This window comes from Paenibacillus thailandensis, from assembly GCF_042685365.1.
GTDB classification, from domain to species: Bacteria; Bacillota; Bacilli; order Paenibacillales; family Paenibacillaceae; genus Paenibacillus_AP; species Paenibacillus_AP thailandensis.
In genome coordinates, this window is the sequence record NZ_JBHUMY010000016.1 from 46,494 (window position 1) to 60,965 (window position 14,472).

General features: G+C 55.1%; 17 protein-coding genes. 7 read left to right on the plus strand and 10 right to left on the minus strand.

Annotation, left to right across the window (positions count from 1 at the left end):
- Window positions 1-124: 124 nt before the first annotated feature.
- The 5 genes from yidD to ACFSW5_RS15215 form a co-directional block, all read right to left on the minus strand.
- Window positions 125-394, minus strand: a complete 270-nt coding sequence (gene yidD / locus ACFSW5_RS15195) for a membrane protein insertion efficiency factor YidD (protein ID WP_379274663.1) — start codon at window positions 392-394, stop codon at window positions 125-127.
- Window positions 391-828, minus strand: a complete 438-nt coding sequence (locus ACFSW5_RS15200; protein WP_379274665.1) for a Fur family transcriptional regulator — start codon at window positions 826-828, stop codon at window positions 391-393. Before ACFSW5_RS15200 ends, yidD begins: the two co-directional genes overlap by 4 nt.
- Window positions 829-968: 140 nt before the next feature.
- Entirely contained in the window at window positions 969-1,193 is a 225-nt protein-coding gene (locus ACFSW5_RS15205) for a hypothetical protein (protein WP_379274667.1), read from the minus strand.
- 54 nt (window positions 1,194-1,247) lie between these two features.
- The gene (locus ACFSW5_RS15210; protein ID WP_379274669.1) at window positions 1,248-1,448 is read right to left on the minus strand and encodes a hypothetical protein; all 201 of its coding nucleotides are present in this window, start codon (window positions 1,446-1,448) and stop codon (window positions 1,248-1,250) included.
- Window positions 1,449-1,519: 71 nt separating this feature from the next.
- On the minus strand, window positions 1,520-1,951 hold the full coding sequence (locus tag ACFSW5_RS15215) for an Hsp20/alpha crystallin family protein (RefSeq protein WP_379274671.1): 432 nt from the start codon (window positions 1,949-1,951) through the stop codon (window positions 1,520-1,522).
- A 264-nt stretch (window positions 1,952-2,215) separates the two neighbouring features.
- Between ACFSW5_RS15215 and ACFSW5_RS15220 the strand changes: the two genes are divergently transcribed.
- Genes ACFSW5_RS15220 through ACFSW5_RS15240 form a run of 5 tightly spaced genes read left to right on the plus strand, consistent with a single transcriptional unit; the run spans window position 2,216 to window position 4,074 of the window.
- A complete protein-coding gene (locus ACFSW5_RS15220; RefSeq protein ID WP_379274673.1) occupies window positions 2,216-2,455 on the plus strand; it encodes a spore germination protein in 240 nt (79 codons plus the stop codon).
- Window positions 2,452-2,655: a spore germination protein GerPB gene (locus tag ACFSW5_RS15225; RefSeq protein ID WP_379274675.1), complete on the plus strand. Its 204-nt coding sequence runs from the start codon at window positions 2,452-2,454 to the stop codon at window positions 2,653-2,655. Before ACFSW5_RS15220 ends, ACFSW5_RS15225 begins: the two co-directional genes overlap by 4 nt.
- 33 nt (window positions 2,656-2,688) lie before the next feature.
- Window positions 2,689-3,357 carry a spore germination protein GerPC gene (gerPC, locus tag ACFSW5_RS15230; protein WP_379274677.1) on the plus strand — a complete coding sequence of 223 codons (669 nt, stop codon included), beginning with the start codon at window positions 2,689-2,691 and terminating at the stop codon, window positions 3,355-3,357.
- Window positions 3,354-3,575 carry a hypothetical protein gene (locus ACFSW5_RS15235; RefSeq protein ID WP_379274679.1) on the plus strand — a complete coding sequence of 74 codons (222 nt, stop codon included), beginning with the start codon at window positions 3,354-3,356 and terminating at the stop codon, window positions 3,573-3,575. Before gerPC ends, ACFSW5_RS15235 begins: the two co-directional genes overlap by 4 nt.
- A gap of 7 nt (window positions 3,576-3,582) precedes the next feature.
- Window positions 3,583-4,074, plus strand: coding sequence for a spore germination protein GerPE (locus ACFSW5_RS15240; protein ID WP_379274681.1), 492 nt, complete (start codon window positions 3,583-3,585; stop codon window positions 4,072-4,074).
- Between the two features lie 53 nt (window positions 4,075-4,127).
- Here ACFSW5_RS15240 and ACFSW5_RS15245 read toward each other — a convergent pair whose 3' ends face one another.
- The 3 genes from ACFSW5_RS15245 to ACFSW5_RS15255 form a co-directional block, all read right to left on the minus strand.
- On the minus strand, window positions 4,128-5,417 hold the full coding sequence (locus ACFSW5_RS15245; protein WP_379274684.1) for an ABC transporter substrate-binding protein: 1,290 nt from the start codon (window positions 5,415-5,417) through the stop codon (window positions 4,128-4,130).
- Between the two features lie 72 nt (window positions 5,418-5,489).
- Window positions 5,490-6,323, minus strand: a complete 834-nt coding sequence (locus tag ACFSW5_RS15250; protein ID WP_379274687.1) for a carbohydrate ABC transporter permease — start codon at window positions 6,321-6,323, stop codon at window positions 5,490-5,492.
- Window positions 6,323-7,204, minus strand: coding sequence for a carbohydrate ABC transporter permease (locus tag ACFSW5_RS15255; protein ID WP_379274689.1), 882 nt, complete (start codon window positions 7,202-7,204; stop codon window positions 6,323-6,325). Before ACFSW5_RS15255 ends, ACFSW5_RS15250 begins: the two co-directional genes overlap by 1 nt.
- A 133-nt stretch (window positions 7,205-7,337) precedes the next feature.
- Here ACFSW5_RS15255 and ACFSW5_RS15260 point away from each other — a divergent pair, with 133 nt between their 5' ends.
- Both ACFSW5_RS15260 and ACFSW5_RS15265 read left to right on the plus strand, forming a co-directional pair.
- Entirely contained in the window at window positions 7,338-9,239 is a 1,902-nt protein-coding gene (locus ACFSW5_RS15260; protein ID WP_379274691.1) for a cache domain-containing sensor histidine kinase, read from the plus strand.
- Complete coding sequence (locus ACFSW5_RS15265; RefSeq protein ID WP_379274694.1) at window positions 9,236-10,882, plus strand: response regulator transcription factor; 1,647 nt, start codon at window positions 9,236-9,238, stop codon at window positions 10,880-10,882. The genes ACFSW5_RS15260 and ACFSW5_RS15265 overlap by 4 nt, the downstream gene beginning before the upstream one ends.
- 151 nt (window positions 10,883-11,033) lie before the next feature.
- Here ACFSW5_RS15265 and ACFSW5_RS15270 read toward each other — a convergent pair whose 3' ends face one another.
- Window positions 11,034-13,007 (minus strand): glycoside hydrolase family 15 protein, encoded by a 1,974-nt coding sequence (locus tag ACFSW5_RS15270; protein WP_379274696.1) that lies wholly within the window; start codon window positions 13,005-13,007, stop codon window positions 11,034-11,036.
- Entirely contained in the window at window positions 12,989-14,443 is a 1,455-nt protein-coding gene (gene glgA, locus ACFSW5_RS15275) for a glycogen synthase GlgA (RefSeq protein ID WP_379274698.1), read from the minus strand. Before glgA ends, ACFSW5_RS15270 begins: the two co-directional genes overlap by 19 nt.
- Between the last annotated feature and the right edge of the window lie 29 nt (window positions 14,444-14,472).

The window sequence follows — 14,472 nt, forward strand, 5'->3', positions numbered from 1 at the left end:
CTTCCAACGGCCGCCTATACCGGCTTGCACCTTGCCCGGCTCTCTGAAATAGGCTAACGCATTGTACTTATCCGTTCATCGGACGTGATATTTCTTCCAATATATCGAATTCGGCCGTCCCTTGTCAAGAACGGGCCCGGCCCGCTCCGCTTCCGGTTTCCGGCACCGGAGGAACCGGATCGAACCCTCCGGGATGGAACGGATGACACCGGGCAATCCGCTTGGCGGCGAGCCACGATCCCTTCAGCGCGCCGTGCTTCTCCAGCGCCTCGAGCGCGTATGCCGAGCAGGTCGGATAGAAGCGGCACGTAGGCGGCTTAAGCGGCGATATCGCTTTGCGGTACAGATGAACCGGCGCCTGCAAAATCCGCCTCGCTTTAAGCGGTCCGCTCATCGGGCCGTTCCCTCCGATTGTTCGACCTCGCAATCGCCGCAGTAGCCGAACACTTCGAACTTGTGCCGGATGACCTTGAATTGGTCCGGAATCAGCGTCTGGTCCATCGGGCAATGCTTGATCGGATAAGTTTTGCCGCATTGGAGGCAAATGAGGTGATGGTGATGATCGTGCTCGCGGCAATGGAGCTTGAACTTGACCCCATCCTCGAAGACGACCTGCTCCAGGACGCCAAGCTCCTCCATAATGCGCAAATTGCGGTATACCGTATCAAAGCTCAGCCCGGAATACGATTTCCCCATATAGTCGTATACTTCCTTCGGAGCGATATATCCCGGCGTTTCCACGAACAGCTTGGCGAGCGTTCTCCGCTGGTCGGTTATGCGCAGCCCTTGCGCCGCGAGCTGGTTTACGATTTCTTCCGTCGTACGCAATGTATAAGCACCTCCTTGCCGTCATGCGTATGGCAGGATTCGCGTTTTCGGCTTTTGTCGCGTTCCTTCTTCAGTTATAAATCTATTGTGCCGAAAAAAAAGACTCCCGTCAATGAGAGAGCCTTCCTTGCTTCCTTCGGTTAACCGTTCACGCGCATGTTGATGAGAAAGCTTGCCGACATGAGCACGAACAGAACGGCGCTCGCGATGCCGAGCGCAATCCGCCCCCGGTTGATCCGGGCAAGGCGGGGCCGGTTATGCGCGTCTTCCCGCCGGGCATCCGCAAGCATGCGCTGCGCGAACAGAAACGCAATCAGCGAAGCGACGAACAAACAATTGACGACAAACCATATCTGCTGCCACATAATGACTCCCGCTTCCCCCCGTCTGGATATCCGAATCGGTCCGGCTGGGCTTGTTCAAGCGTACCAGCGGTTCAAAACCCACATAAAGACTATAAAGCTGACGACCGCAAAAACAAAAGAAATCCACCCCGCACGGTACCGCTGTTGAAACATCCGGAGTATTCCCAGGCTGAGTAGTCCGAAAACAAGCAAAATAAATACGACGCCCAAAATAAACAAATCCGCGGATACGTTGCTTACGTCGACTGCCGTCACCTTATACACTCCCTTGGAATATAAACGTCCATCCCCATCATTATAAGGGATGGAGGTAATATTAGCCAGTTCTACTCCCATCGGATATCCGCGGCAATATATTTGTTTCCGTTCAAACGTTTGCGAAGCTTAATCTGCAAAATGCCGTCCTTCGCAAGCGCCCGGCATTTGCGGGGAAGTACGGGGGCCGGCAGCTTCACCGTTTCGGTTTTCCCTTCGGGCAGCCCCTGTATTTTCACTTTGTCCGATTTGACGAGCAGCTGCAAATCCTGTTGCCGGGTGCCCGGCGGCAGCTTGAATTTAACGATTACAAAATGATGCGTTTCGAACGTCGAGACGGACGGAGGCGGGCCCGGCATCACGCCTGCCGCGTCGGGGAGAGCTTTCGTCATCAGCTTGCGCACGAATTGCTCCACCCAGTCGGGCTCGCGCAGCACCTCAAAGCCTTTCGGCAGCTTCTGTCCCTCCATCCACCGCTCCAACTCATCCCATTTCGACGCCATTCGTTCACACCGCCCTTTGCCTATACATGTTAATATATGCCGGTCATAACAGGCTGGGCACTGCCGGAGCCCGCTTCGCCGGGCTAAGACCGACGGCGCTTGAATTAAGCCGGCCGCGGAACCTGTGGGCGTTTGCCGCATACATTGGTAGCATGAGCGGTACGCGGCAAAGCGAGCCCAAACGGCTTCGCCGTCATTCCGTGCCGCGGAAGCCGCAGGAGGATGCGGTTCTCTTTTTTTCTATTCTGGCAAAGGGTGATGAGGATGCCTTCAATCGTCGGATTCGTCAAAATCGTCAGTACCGGCGCAAGCTCGATCGTACAGTTCGGCGATGCGCTGCAGCTTTCGCCTTCCAGCAACTCCAAGACGTATGCGGGCTCCGGCTCCTTCCTGACCGGCAGCCTGACGAATTCGAACAATGCGGTCAGCGCGACGAGCACGCTTGACGACGATCTGCAAGACAGCACGAACGAAGTGGTTGGGCAAGGAGCCAACGTATTATGAGCTGGACGATTCATCAGACGATTACAATTCATCAGCTTCGCGTCGAAAGCGTGTCGAACAGCTCCGTGCTGCAGGTCGGCAGCGCAGGCTCCATCCGGTCCTTGTCTCAGCTATACAATACGGGAGGATTCGCGGGGCCCGCTCCGATGCTGGGGGGCGAAAGCCCCCTGTCCTTCGTGCCGCTGCCGAATCCGACCTGATAACCGAAAACTTCTGGGAGGTCTGATGGCATTATGCCGTATCCGTCTCCGCCGTCTCCTTGGCAAGTCTGGTCGATGGAGGTGCAGAAGCGCCTCATCGCGCAGCAGGAGGAGCTTGAATGTTTGAAGAAACAGGTGGCCGAATTGGAGGAACGGCTCGCGCAAGCCGGTTCCGGGCCGCTTTATCATATTGACCGTCTGGAATATCATTTCGACCAATTGAAGGTGCAGAAGCTTGAAGGAACGCTCAATATCGGAATGACGCCGCCGGGAGACGGCGCTTCGGCAGCCTATGACATCGACCAGCTTTCCGCCGCTCCGGTCAATGTTTTCCCCGCCGCCGAGTCGACGATTACCGTCCCCGGAGCGCCGTTCCCGGAAATCCGCGCCAATCTCGATACGTATTTCAACGAGGAAGCGCCGGAACGCCTCATTGGAATGGAGCGGGAGATGAATCTTGAGCTCGATCCATTCCATCGCCGCATTATTATCGAAGACATACGAAAGCAAGTGCCGGCCCGCATTAAATATTACGTGACTCAAGCGAGAACGGGCGAAGCGGATGGGCCAAAGGAGGCAGGCGAAGGAGATTCGCTTATCGCGTCCGTAACCGCCAAAACGATTCGCGACGCGGAAGCCGCCATGCGGCAATATTTAAGCCAGCTTGCCGGCAGCACGGTCAAGGGAGGCGACGTTTCGTGATCCGTTTCGAAGTTCACAACTATACGCTGTGCGTAGGCGATATTGAAGTTTTGGGCGTGGCCTCCTCTTCCTTGCTTCAGGTCGGGGATAACGATTACGTCACCTTATACTCCATGTTCGATACTCCGCCGGAGTCGATCGTCGTCGGGCCGCTCGCGCCGTTTCCGGAGCCTGAAGGCGCCGAATCGTCCGAAGGCGAGCCGCGAAGCGGAGGGTAGGATTCCGATGGACGGAAGGATAAACCCTGCGCCGGAAAACGAATATCCGATCCGCACGGCCGAGGTCGGATGCATCTCGATCATCGATATTTCGCTGTCGTCCATTCTTCAGCTCGGGGACCATGCGGAAGCGACTCCGGTGCTGAGAGGTCTCGCCCTTCAGCGCGAGACGCTTCGCGGCAAAGGCGACGTTTATTTCGAGGCGTACGACATATTCGACCGCCCTCTCCCCGTGCTCCGGGATCCCGTCGCCGAAGCGGGCCTCGACGTCAGCATCGGGCGCTACAACCATAGCCCCCGCATATGCGTAGGCGGCATCCGCATTATTGCCGTCAGCGCCTCCTCTATCATCCAAGCGGGAAACGGAATGCGGCATACGGCCGAATCGCGCATCAAGCATATCCGGCAATACCGAAGGCCGCTTCCGTATCCGGGCATCGCGGACGACGGCCCCGCCGGCGACTCGCCCGGTAAAAGCAAAGAGGCTCCCGGTCCATAAACCGCGAGCCTCTTTCTTATCTACATATTGCCGTTTCCCTCTCAACCAAGCTCTTATTGCTTCTTCAGCTTGTCCCAAGCGGCTTGCAAGCCGGTTGCGAAGCCTTGTTCGTCCACCTTGCCGGCGATATATTGCTGAATGACATTGGAGAATTCCTGCGTTACGCCATCCGGGAATTTGGACGATTGCAGGCCGAGAACTTTGCCTTCCTGCACGTAATTGTACACTTCCGTGCCGATTGCGCCCATGTCTTCCGGATTCGCTTCGATTGTCGTCAAGGCCGGAATGAATTTAAATTCCTTCGTAATGTATTGCTTGCCGATGTCGGAAGTGACAAGCCAGTTCAGGAACGTCTTCGCTTCTTCCTTCACGTCGGAATCTTTGTTGACGACGAGGTTTTCCGGAATGCCTACGTTAATTTTGTCGTTAACGGCCGGGTCTTCGCCGATCGCCATCGGAAGAATGCCGATGTTCATGTCCGGCGAAATGGCGTCGATCGCCGTTTGCGCCCAGTTGCCTTCTTGCATCATCGCGGCTTCGCCGTTTGCGAACATCGCCACTTGCGTGTTGTAATCCGTCGTCAGCGGATTTTTGTTGCCGTAATCGACGGTGAGCTTCATCAGCTTCGCCCATTCGTTAAATTTCTCGTTGCCGACGATCGAAGCCGTGCCTTCGTTCAATCCTTTAATAAATTCGTCCGGGTTGTCCTGCTGCGCAAAAGCGACGCTGATGCCCTGGTTGCCGATCAGCCACCATTCCTGATAAGCGTTGGCGAACGGCGTAATGCCTGCCGCTTGCAGCTTTTTGGCCGCGTCTTCAAGCTGGCTGTACGTCTTCGGAAGCTCGGTAATGCCCGCTTTCGCAAACAGGTCTTTGTTGTAGATGTAGCCGAACCCTTCGAGGTTCAGAGGCATGCCGTAAATTTTGCCGTTTTTGGTCATCGGCTCGGCCGCAAGAGGCACCAGATCTTTCACCCACGGCTGGTCGGACAAGTCTTCCAGCTTGTCCTGCCACAGGTCAAGCTCGGCGAATCCGCCGTTCGAGAAAATGTCCGGAGCCTCGCCCGAAGCGAATTTCGTCTTCAGCGATGCCGCGTAGTCCGCGCCGCCGCCGACCGTCTGCACGTCGATTTTAATATTCGGATATTCCTTCTGGAACTCCGCGGCAAGCTCATTCAGCCCTTCCACGATTTCCGTCTTGAACTGGAACAAGGTTACCGTCTTCACCTCGTCGCCGGACGACGCCGCATTGCCTTCTTTATTGCCGCCGCCGCATGCGGAAAGCACGATGCTCATCGCAAGCACCAGTACAAGCGCCGACAAAGACAGTTTCGTTTTGCTCATGATTGTTTCCCCCTAGTTTAATAATAATGATAAAGCTTTATATGGAATCAGCCAAGGCGGATAACGGCTTGGTCAGCCTTTAACCGATCCGGCTGCAACTCCCTCGACGATGTAACGTTGAAGCAGCAGGAAGAAAATCACGATCGGCGCAATGCCGAGAATAAGCGCGGGAAGCGCAATGTCCCACTGCTTCGTGTATTGCCCGAAGAAAGCGAACGTCGCCAGCGGAATCGTATGCATGGACGGCTTCTGCAGAATGAGGGACGGCAGCAAATAGTCGTTCCAGATCCACAGGCAGTTCAGAATGATTACTGTCATCATCATCGGCTTCAGCAGCGGAAACACGATGCGGAAAAACACGCCGTACGGCGAGCATCCGTCTACCGTAGCCGCTTCTTCGATCTCGTAAGGAATCGACTTGACGAAACCGTGGAACAGGAAAAGCGCCATCGACGCGCCGAGACCGATATTGCAAATGATGAGTCCAAGTTGCGAATTGTTCAGTCCAAGCGTGCTGACCACTTGAAGCAGCGGGATCATGATCGATTGGAACGGGATAACCATGGCCGCCACGAATACGGAGAACAAAATTTTATTCAGTAGCGTATTGGCCCGAACCATCCGATAGGCGCCCATCGCGGCGAACAAGGCGATAAGCGCGACGCTGATTGCCGTAATGATTAATGAGTTCAGGAATACGTGCGGGAAATCGGTCAAGTTCCACGCCTTCGTGAAGTTGCTCCAATGGAACGACGTCGGCCAGCTGGCCGAGTTCGTCATAATGTCCCCGAGCTTCTTGACGGAATTGACAAGCAGGAAGTAGAACGGCGCCAGAAATATCAGCCCGACGACAATCATGACGATTTCCGCCGCGAACAGCTTCCCGGAATATTTGCGGGTATCCATTAAGCTTCAACCTCCTTGCTCTTCGTCAGACGGACCTGAATCAAGGTGACCGCGGCTACCACCAGGAAGAAGAGCAGCGATTTGGCCGTTCCGAGACCGTACCGGTTGTTCAGGAACGCTTCGTTATAAATGTTTAGGGCGACGGACTCCGTCGATTTAAACGGCCCGCCTTTCGTCAGCGACAGGTTCAGATCGAACATTTTGAACGCCCAGGATATCGCCAGGAACAAGCAGACCGTAACCGCCGGCATAACAAGCGGCAAGATGATGCTCTTCAAAATTTGGAACTGGTTCGCTCCGTCAATCTCCGCCGCTTCGATTACTTCGCGCGAAACGTTCGTTAGCGAGGAGATGTAGACGACCATCAAATACCCGGCGGTTTGCCAGACGAATACGATCACGATGCCCCAGAAGCCGGTTGTCGCGTCGCCCAGCCACGGCAGCTCGAAGAAGGACCAGCCCGTCACTTCCCCCATGGTGGCGAAGCCTTTGACGAAAATAAACTGCCATATAAAGCCAAGCAGCAAGCCGCCGATGACGTTCGGCATAAAGAAAACCGTCCGCAGCACGTTGCGCGTCTTCAGCTTTTGGGTCAGCATATAGGCAATAAAGAAGCCGACCAGATTCGTCAGCAGCACGCCGACGACGGTGAACCGGACGGTAAACCAGAAGGAAGCCCAAAAATCCGGGTCATTCGCAAAAATTTGTTTGAAATTGTCGAAGCCGACCCATTTGACCGAGCCCGACACGCCGTTCCAGTCCGTAAACGAATAATACATCCCAAGCACAAACGGGATAATCATAATAACGAAGAAAAATAAAGCGACAGGCCCAACGAACACAAGCTGCTGGAGCCATGACGACGCTTTTCTTGCGCCCATGGAAAACTCCCCTTTCTTTCTACCGAAATTCTGTTGTATGTTTATTATGCAAATGTTTAATGGCAATAAACACCGACAGGCTTGACCTTGCAGGTGCAAAATATTGATCGGCGAAAGGAGATGGCGGCCTGTTTTGAACTGGGGCAGCATACGCACCAAGCTCATCGTTTTTTTATTGCTGGCGACGATTATCCCGATCGTCACGACCATGGTCGTGACGTATTCCTATAGCGTTAAATCGCTGAAAGAAAGAGCGGTGGAAGAAAACGAAAGCCTGCTTTTCCAAGGCCAAACCAATATCGGATCTTTGCTTGACGATATGAACGCAAGCTCGCTGAACGTTTATTCCGATCCCGAATTTTATCGCATGTTGTCAACGGACTCTTTGGATCTTGTATCGAACAGCGCAATCTATTCCGCTTTGTACTATATATCTTCCTCTATCCCCGATGCCCATCAGGTATACTTGTACGCAAGCAAAAGCAAGCTGGCGACGATCGTGACGAAGATTTCCAATACAAAGAGAATGCTGAACGCCGATCCTTTCTCCGAGCCCGTCGAACAGACGGTCAGCTCCGCGGTAACGGTTCAGCCGACGCATCTGAGCCATACGTACGGCTTCGAATCGCTGCAGCCGGAGCAAAAAAGCGAGCAGGTCATTACGCTGCACCGCCGGATTACGGCCGTCCCGCTCGACAAGACGCTCGGGTATTTGTCGATCGATATGAAGCTGGATCCGTTAATCGACATCTTGCGGCAGCTATACGATCAGAGCAAAGAAAATATTTATGTCATCGACGGAAAGGGTACCGTCGTTTATGCGGACGACAGCGGGCTGATGGGCGAAAAAATACGCGCCGGCTGGTACGATTCGCGGAGCGGCCAGCTGACGGACAGCGGCTATTTCGAGCAGGACGATTCGCTGTTCGTTTATTCGCGGCTGAACTCGGAGCTTGTCGATTGGACGATCGTCAAGCAAATTCCGACCTCGTACCTTGCAAAGGGCGCGAACGAAGCGGCGATGATCAATATTTTGCTGCTCGCGGTTTCGCTTATCGTCATCATTGCGCTTACCGTGGCGATCACCGTGCGGATGACAAAGCCGATCAAGCAGCTGGTCCGCTACATGTCCGAGGTTCAGGCCGGCAATCTGAACGTCGACGTCATTCCGTCGAGCAAAGGCGAAATCGGGCTCGTCATCGAGCAATTCGGGAGGATGATGCGGACGATCAATCATCTGATCGTAAACGAGTACAAGCTGGAGCTTGCCAGCAAGACAAATCAGCTTAAAGCGCTGCAAGCGCAAATCAATCCGCATTTTTTGAACAACACGCTGCAAATTATCGGCACGCTTGCCCTGGAGCTGAATGTGCCGCGAATATACGCGCTGCTCTCCTCGCTGGCCAAAATGATGCGCTACAGCATGGACAACGCCGCCACGGCGACGATGCGGGAGGAGCTGGCCCATCTGAACGCTTATATCGAGCTGCAGAAGGAACGGTTTGAAAACCGGTTCGAATTCCGCTACGATGTGGAGGACGCGCTCATGGAGCTTTCCGTTCCGAGGATGATCCTCCAGCCGGTAGTCGAAAATTATTTCAAGCACGGGCTGGACCGTGCGGAACAGACCGGGCTCCTGTCTTTGACCGCCGTTATGCGCGAAAGCGAGATTCGGATCACGGTCGAAAACAACGGGACAAGCATCCCGGAAGAAAGGATTCGCATGCTTCATTACGCGCTTAAGCTGAACGACAAGGCGCCTAATCGGGCGCAGCGGCTGTTCGGGGGGGACGCATTCGGCGGCGCGCCGGAAACGGAACCCGCTTCCGACGACTCGACAAGCAGCATGAAGCAAAAGCTGAAGAAGGCGCAAGACGGGGCGGATTCCCGCATCGGCCTGCTCAACGTGCTCGAGCGGATGCAAATGGTGTACGGGCCCGATGCGAGCTTGTCGATCGAAAACGTAAAGCCGAAGGGCGTTCGGATCGAAATGAGAATGAACCTACAGAACAAAATGGAGCGTGATGAAGGATGAAGGCGCTCATCGTGGACGACGAAGCGCGCGTGCGCAAAGCGGTGAGGCTGCTCGTCGATTGGGAGGAACACGGCATCTCGGATATCGCGGAGGCCGAGAACGGCAGCGAGGCGGTCCGGTATATCGAAGCGGAGAAGCCGGCCGTGGTGATTATGGATATGATGATGCCGGAATTTAACGGGATCGACCTGATGTCATGGGTAAGCGAAAACGCGAATACCGTCAAGTTCATCGTCGTCAGCGGCCATAACGATTTTGATTTCGTCCGGCAAACGGTCCGAAACGGCGGGATCGATTATTTGCTGAAGCCGATCGAGCCGGACGCGATTAACGCCGCCGTAGCCAAAGCGGTCCGGGAATGGCGCGAGGAGGAAGCGCGAAGAATTTCGCTCCAAAAAAACAATATTCAACTGAACGAGCTGAAGCCGATCTACAGCGAAAAGCTGCTGACGGGCATCGTCGACGAGCCGGGGCAAAGCTATTCTGCCATCCGGCGCCTGCAGGAGGAAGGCGTCCTCCCGCCCTCGATCGATAAAGCGCGAATCGCTTTGCTGCAGGCGGACATCAGCGATGAAGAGCTGTATAAGCGATTTGGCTACGACAGCGAGCTGCTTTATTACTGTATCCTCAACATTTGCAACGAGTTCGTCATGGAGAGCGGATGCGGCATCGCATTCCGGTATTGGAGCGAACCGTCCGACATGATCGTTCTCGTCTGGAGCGATTTCGAACGGCTGGAGACGCTGATCAGACGAATCAATGACGGCTTGTACCGGACTTTAGGCAGAAGGATGCATTTCGGCTTAAGCGAAACGGCCGACTTCCCTGCGCGGCTGGCCGAGCAATATTCGCAAGCGTCGGGCGCTTTATGGGACCGGAACGTGCTTGATGCCGGCCTCTTTGTCCATCGTCCCGCGAATGAACCGAAACCGGCTCCTTCAGCCGAAGGTTCGCGTTATCCGTTTCAGCTTGCCGACTGGGAGGAAGACTGGCGGACGGCTATCGTAAGCGGCCATGCCGGCCAAATCGCGGAAGCGTGCGGACGGTGGCGGGATGCCGCCAATAGCGTTCGAAGCGTCACCCCCCGCCGGCTTGTCCAATGGACGGCCGATATCGAACTGTTCACGAACCGGTTGCTACGGGAGCGGCTCGGCGCGGCGGCCGAAGCGGCCAGAAGCAGGCTGGAGGACGCGGCCGCGTTCCCTTATCCGGGAAGCGGCCGGTTCTCGCGCGAAGATTGGCTAGCGGCAATCGAACGGTGGATGAATGAAACCGCCCGCGTCATCAACGATCTTCAAGGAAACGAAACGACGACCATCGGCGACATCGTCGCTTACATCAAGCAGCATTATCAGTTGGACTTGTCGCTTCAGGATATTGCCGGCCGGTTCCATGTCAGCCGCGAATACGTATCGCGGAAGTTTAAGCAGGAGTACGGCATTACTTTAACGGACTTCATTACGGAACTTCGAATGGATCATGCAAAGAGGCTTATGCTGAACCCTCAGCTGAAAATCGCCCAAATCGCCGAAATGGTCGGGTTTCACGACGAAAAATATTTCAGTAAAGTGTTTAAGAAACTGACCGGGTTATCGCCTTCCGCCTATCGGCAGGAAACGAGCGCGGAGCATCTTCCCGGCTAACCTTTGTAGTATCCCAAACTAGCACCGTTCTAAGGGGGGGTATAGGGTTTTCAAACGCTTTTCTACTCTATAGCCGCTCCCTTTGCTTTTCCGTCTTCCCTTCCGTTGTTTCATCCGGTATGTTAGCGATGACTTGCGGTCATTGACCGGCTTAATCTTCGGGACGGCGGCTCAGCTCCTTGTATTTTTTCGCATATTTGCATACCGCATGGACGAAGGTGGCGTGAGACCAAGTGAGCGGCGCCACGGACAACGGCTCGCCGCTGTACGGGTTTAACTGCTCGGGCAGCATGCCGCTTTGCAGCGCGTGCTTCGTGACCCATTGCAGCGTGCGGAGCGGCCGCTTCAGGTCTTCGACCGTATCGGCCGATTCGATTTCGTACTCCGCCATCCATAACGTGCATATAATCCACGGATTGCCCGGCACTTTATCGATCTCGCCCGACTGCTGGAAGTAATAGTCGTTCGTATAGCGGGCGACGCCGCCGATATGCGTTTTGACGCTAAGCCCTTCCTTGATCGCCTCCATCGTTCGGACGACGCGGGGATCGTCTACCGGAAGCAGCCCGAACTCCACGATGAAATAAAGGCTGCTCTCCAGCGTCATGTCTTTCACCCAGCGGTTGTCCTTCTGAACCAATCCCCGGGCGAAGCGCCCCGCTTCCTCATCCCATAAATGGGTCAGAATGCCTTCCTTCAACGTGTCGGCCGTAGAGCGGAAGTAGTCGCTGCGCTCGTAATCGCCGAACAGCTCGGTGAAAAAAGAAGCCGCCATCAAGCCGCCGTATACCGATGCCGCCGTATACGTCCAGATCCCGTACCTCTCTTCCCATAAATCGTAGCTTGGTTTCGGAAGGTGAAGCCCCGGCTCCATATATTCGCACAAGAACGATCCCGCTTTGCGGATCAGATTGGTATAAAGCGACTGCGGCAGCTCGATCACTTGATTGCGCGTGTAATCCTGCCATAAAGCGAACAGCACGAGCGCCGTTTCGTCCTCCTGAATCGGAAGCCGCCGGCTCCCTTGAACAACATAAGGATGCCAGCTGGAGCCAACCGTGCCGTCCGGATTGTATTTGTGGTACAAATAGCCGTCCGGAGACAAGGCGGAAGCGCAAAACTGGAAAAACGGGGAGATAACGCTCTGATAGCCCGCCAGCGACATCGCGTCGGCAATAAGCGCTCCGTCGCGCGGCCACATATAGCTGTAATGGTCCCGATTGTACTGCAAAATATCGGTGTCGTTCGCCGCCAATATCGCTCCGCCTTCGTCAATCTGCGTGCGGACGATCAGCAGGCTGTGCTTGAACATGCGGACGACTTCGGCCGGAAGGTTGCCGAAGTCGGTTTCCGCGCGCCGCAGCCATTGCTTCCAGTAGATGACCATCCGGCTCAGCAGCTTTTCCGGGTGGTTGTCGGCGACATAGGCGTTTAACGTTTTGACCTCTTCCAAATGCTTTCCGACGGACATCCAGTAATAGATGCTTTTCTCGCCGTGCGGCGGGAGCGCGGTCCGAAAGCTGATCGTGCTGTCGACGGAGCCTTGCGATATCGTGTTGCCCATCAGCATGCCGTCCTCGGCGTCGCGCCAGGTGCCCTCCGCGGAATGAAACCTTTTGATGCCGGTCGAATATTGCGCGATGCCGCCTTCGTCCGAAAATCCGTTAAACATGAAATAATTCGAGCGCTTGTAATGGAAAACGGTGTTGTTCTCCGGATAATAAGCGGCGGTATCGCCGACCTCGGTGCCGTCGATCATTAAATCCTGATGGAAGAACAGCTTGAACTCTCTCGCCTCGTCCCGTAAATTGCGCGCCACGACCCGCTTGATATAGATGCATTCGCGTTGATGAATGCCGTCGTTCATGTCGAGCTCGATGCCGAGGCTGTCGTTCCGCGCCGTAATATTCGTAACCAGCGAGTCTTCAATGTAATCGAGCCGGATATCCCAATCCGGCTCATGCAGCCATGTGAAACGTCCATCCGCCCAGACGCCGAGCCGGCAATATTGTCCGCCGACATGATTGAGCTGCCCGATGAACGGATAATAAATATCGCGAATGTAGCAGCGGTCGTCCAGGTTTAACAGCATTTTTCCGTTGCCGATTACGAGATGGCGGGCCATTGCATCTTCTCCTTTCGGTGCGACAACAAGCTCTCGTAAACAGCCAAATAGGCTGACGCCGAACGCTCCCAGCTGAAATCGGCCTGTGTTCCGCTTAAGACAATGCCCTCCCATGTCTTTCCGCCGTCTTTTCGGTAAAAACCGAGGGCTCTGCGAATCGTATATAGCATGTCATGCGCGTTGTAATTCCGAAAGCTGAAGCCGTTCCCTTCGCCGGTAAACTCGTTGAACGGCTTGACCGTATCGGCCAAGCCTCCCGTCTCCCTTACGATCGGCACCGCCCCGTATCGGAATGCAAGCAGCTGGCTTAACCCGCACGGTTCGAACTTGGACGGCATCAGATACATGTCGGCCGCCGCATAAATGAGTCTCGCCAGCCGGTCGTTATAACCGAGCCATACTTTAACCTTGTCGGGATGGCCGAAAGCGGCCCGGTTGAACGCTTCCTCATAGACGTATTCGCCCGCGCCCAGCACGACCAGCTGAATGTCTTCCTGCAGCAGTTCGTCGAGCACATGGAGAATGAGATCGAAGCCTTTTTGCTCGACGAGTCTGGACACGATCCCGATCATCGGAGTCGTCTCGGATTGCGGCAAACCCAGCTCCTTCTGCAAATCGAGCTTGTTTTTGCGCTTGCGGGAAAGCGAGCTCCGGTAAGGCGTATGCAGCGCATCGTCGTTCATCGGGTCGTATAAATCCGTGTCTATGCCGTTTACGATGCCGTGCAGATCGGCGCTGCGATGCCGGAGCAAAGGGTCCAGTCTTTCCCCGTACCATTCCGTCTGGATTTCCCGAGCGTACGTTTCGCTTACGGTCGTAATTTTGTCGGCGAACACCAGCCCGCCCTTCATGCAGCTTCCGGCTCCGTAAAACTCCAGCTCGGTTCCTTCTCCCCCTATAAGCTCCTTCAAGAGCGGCATGGGAACGATCCCCTGATATTTTAAATTATGTATCGTAAAGACGGTCCGTGCCCCGGCCCATGCCGGATCGCTTGCATAACGCGCATGCAGGAAATAAGGGATGAGCGCGGTCTGCCAATCGTGGCAGTGGACGATGTCCGGCGCCCATTCCAAACGGCGGACGGCTTCCATGACGGCCACGCTAAAAAAGACAAACCGCTCCGGATCGTCGCCGTAGCCGTACAAGCCTCTGCGCTTGAAGTAAAACTCGTTATCGATCAAATAATAAACGATGCCGTCGATCGAACCTTTAAGCACGCCGCAATATTGATTCCGCCAACCGAAGGAAACGTTAAAGACCGCAACCGTTTCGAACTGCCGGATCAGCTCCGGGTCGATCTCCTCATATTTCGGGAGCATGATCCTGACGTCCGCTCCGAGCCTGCCAAGCGCCTTCGGAAGCGATCCCGCGACGTCCGCAAGCCCTCCCGATTTGGCAAGAGGCACCGCTTCCGACACCGCAAACAACACATTCATGACCGAAATTCCTCCCCGTTCATGATTTC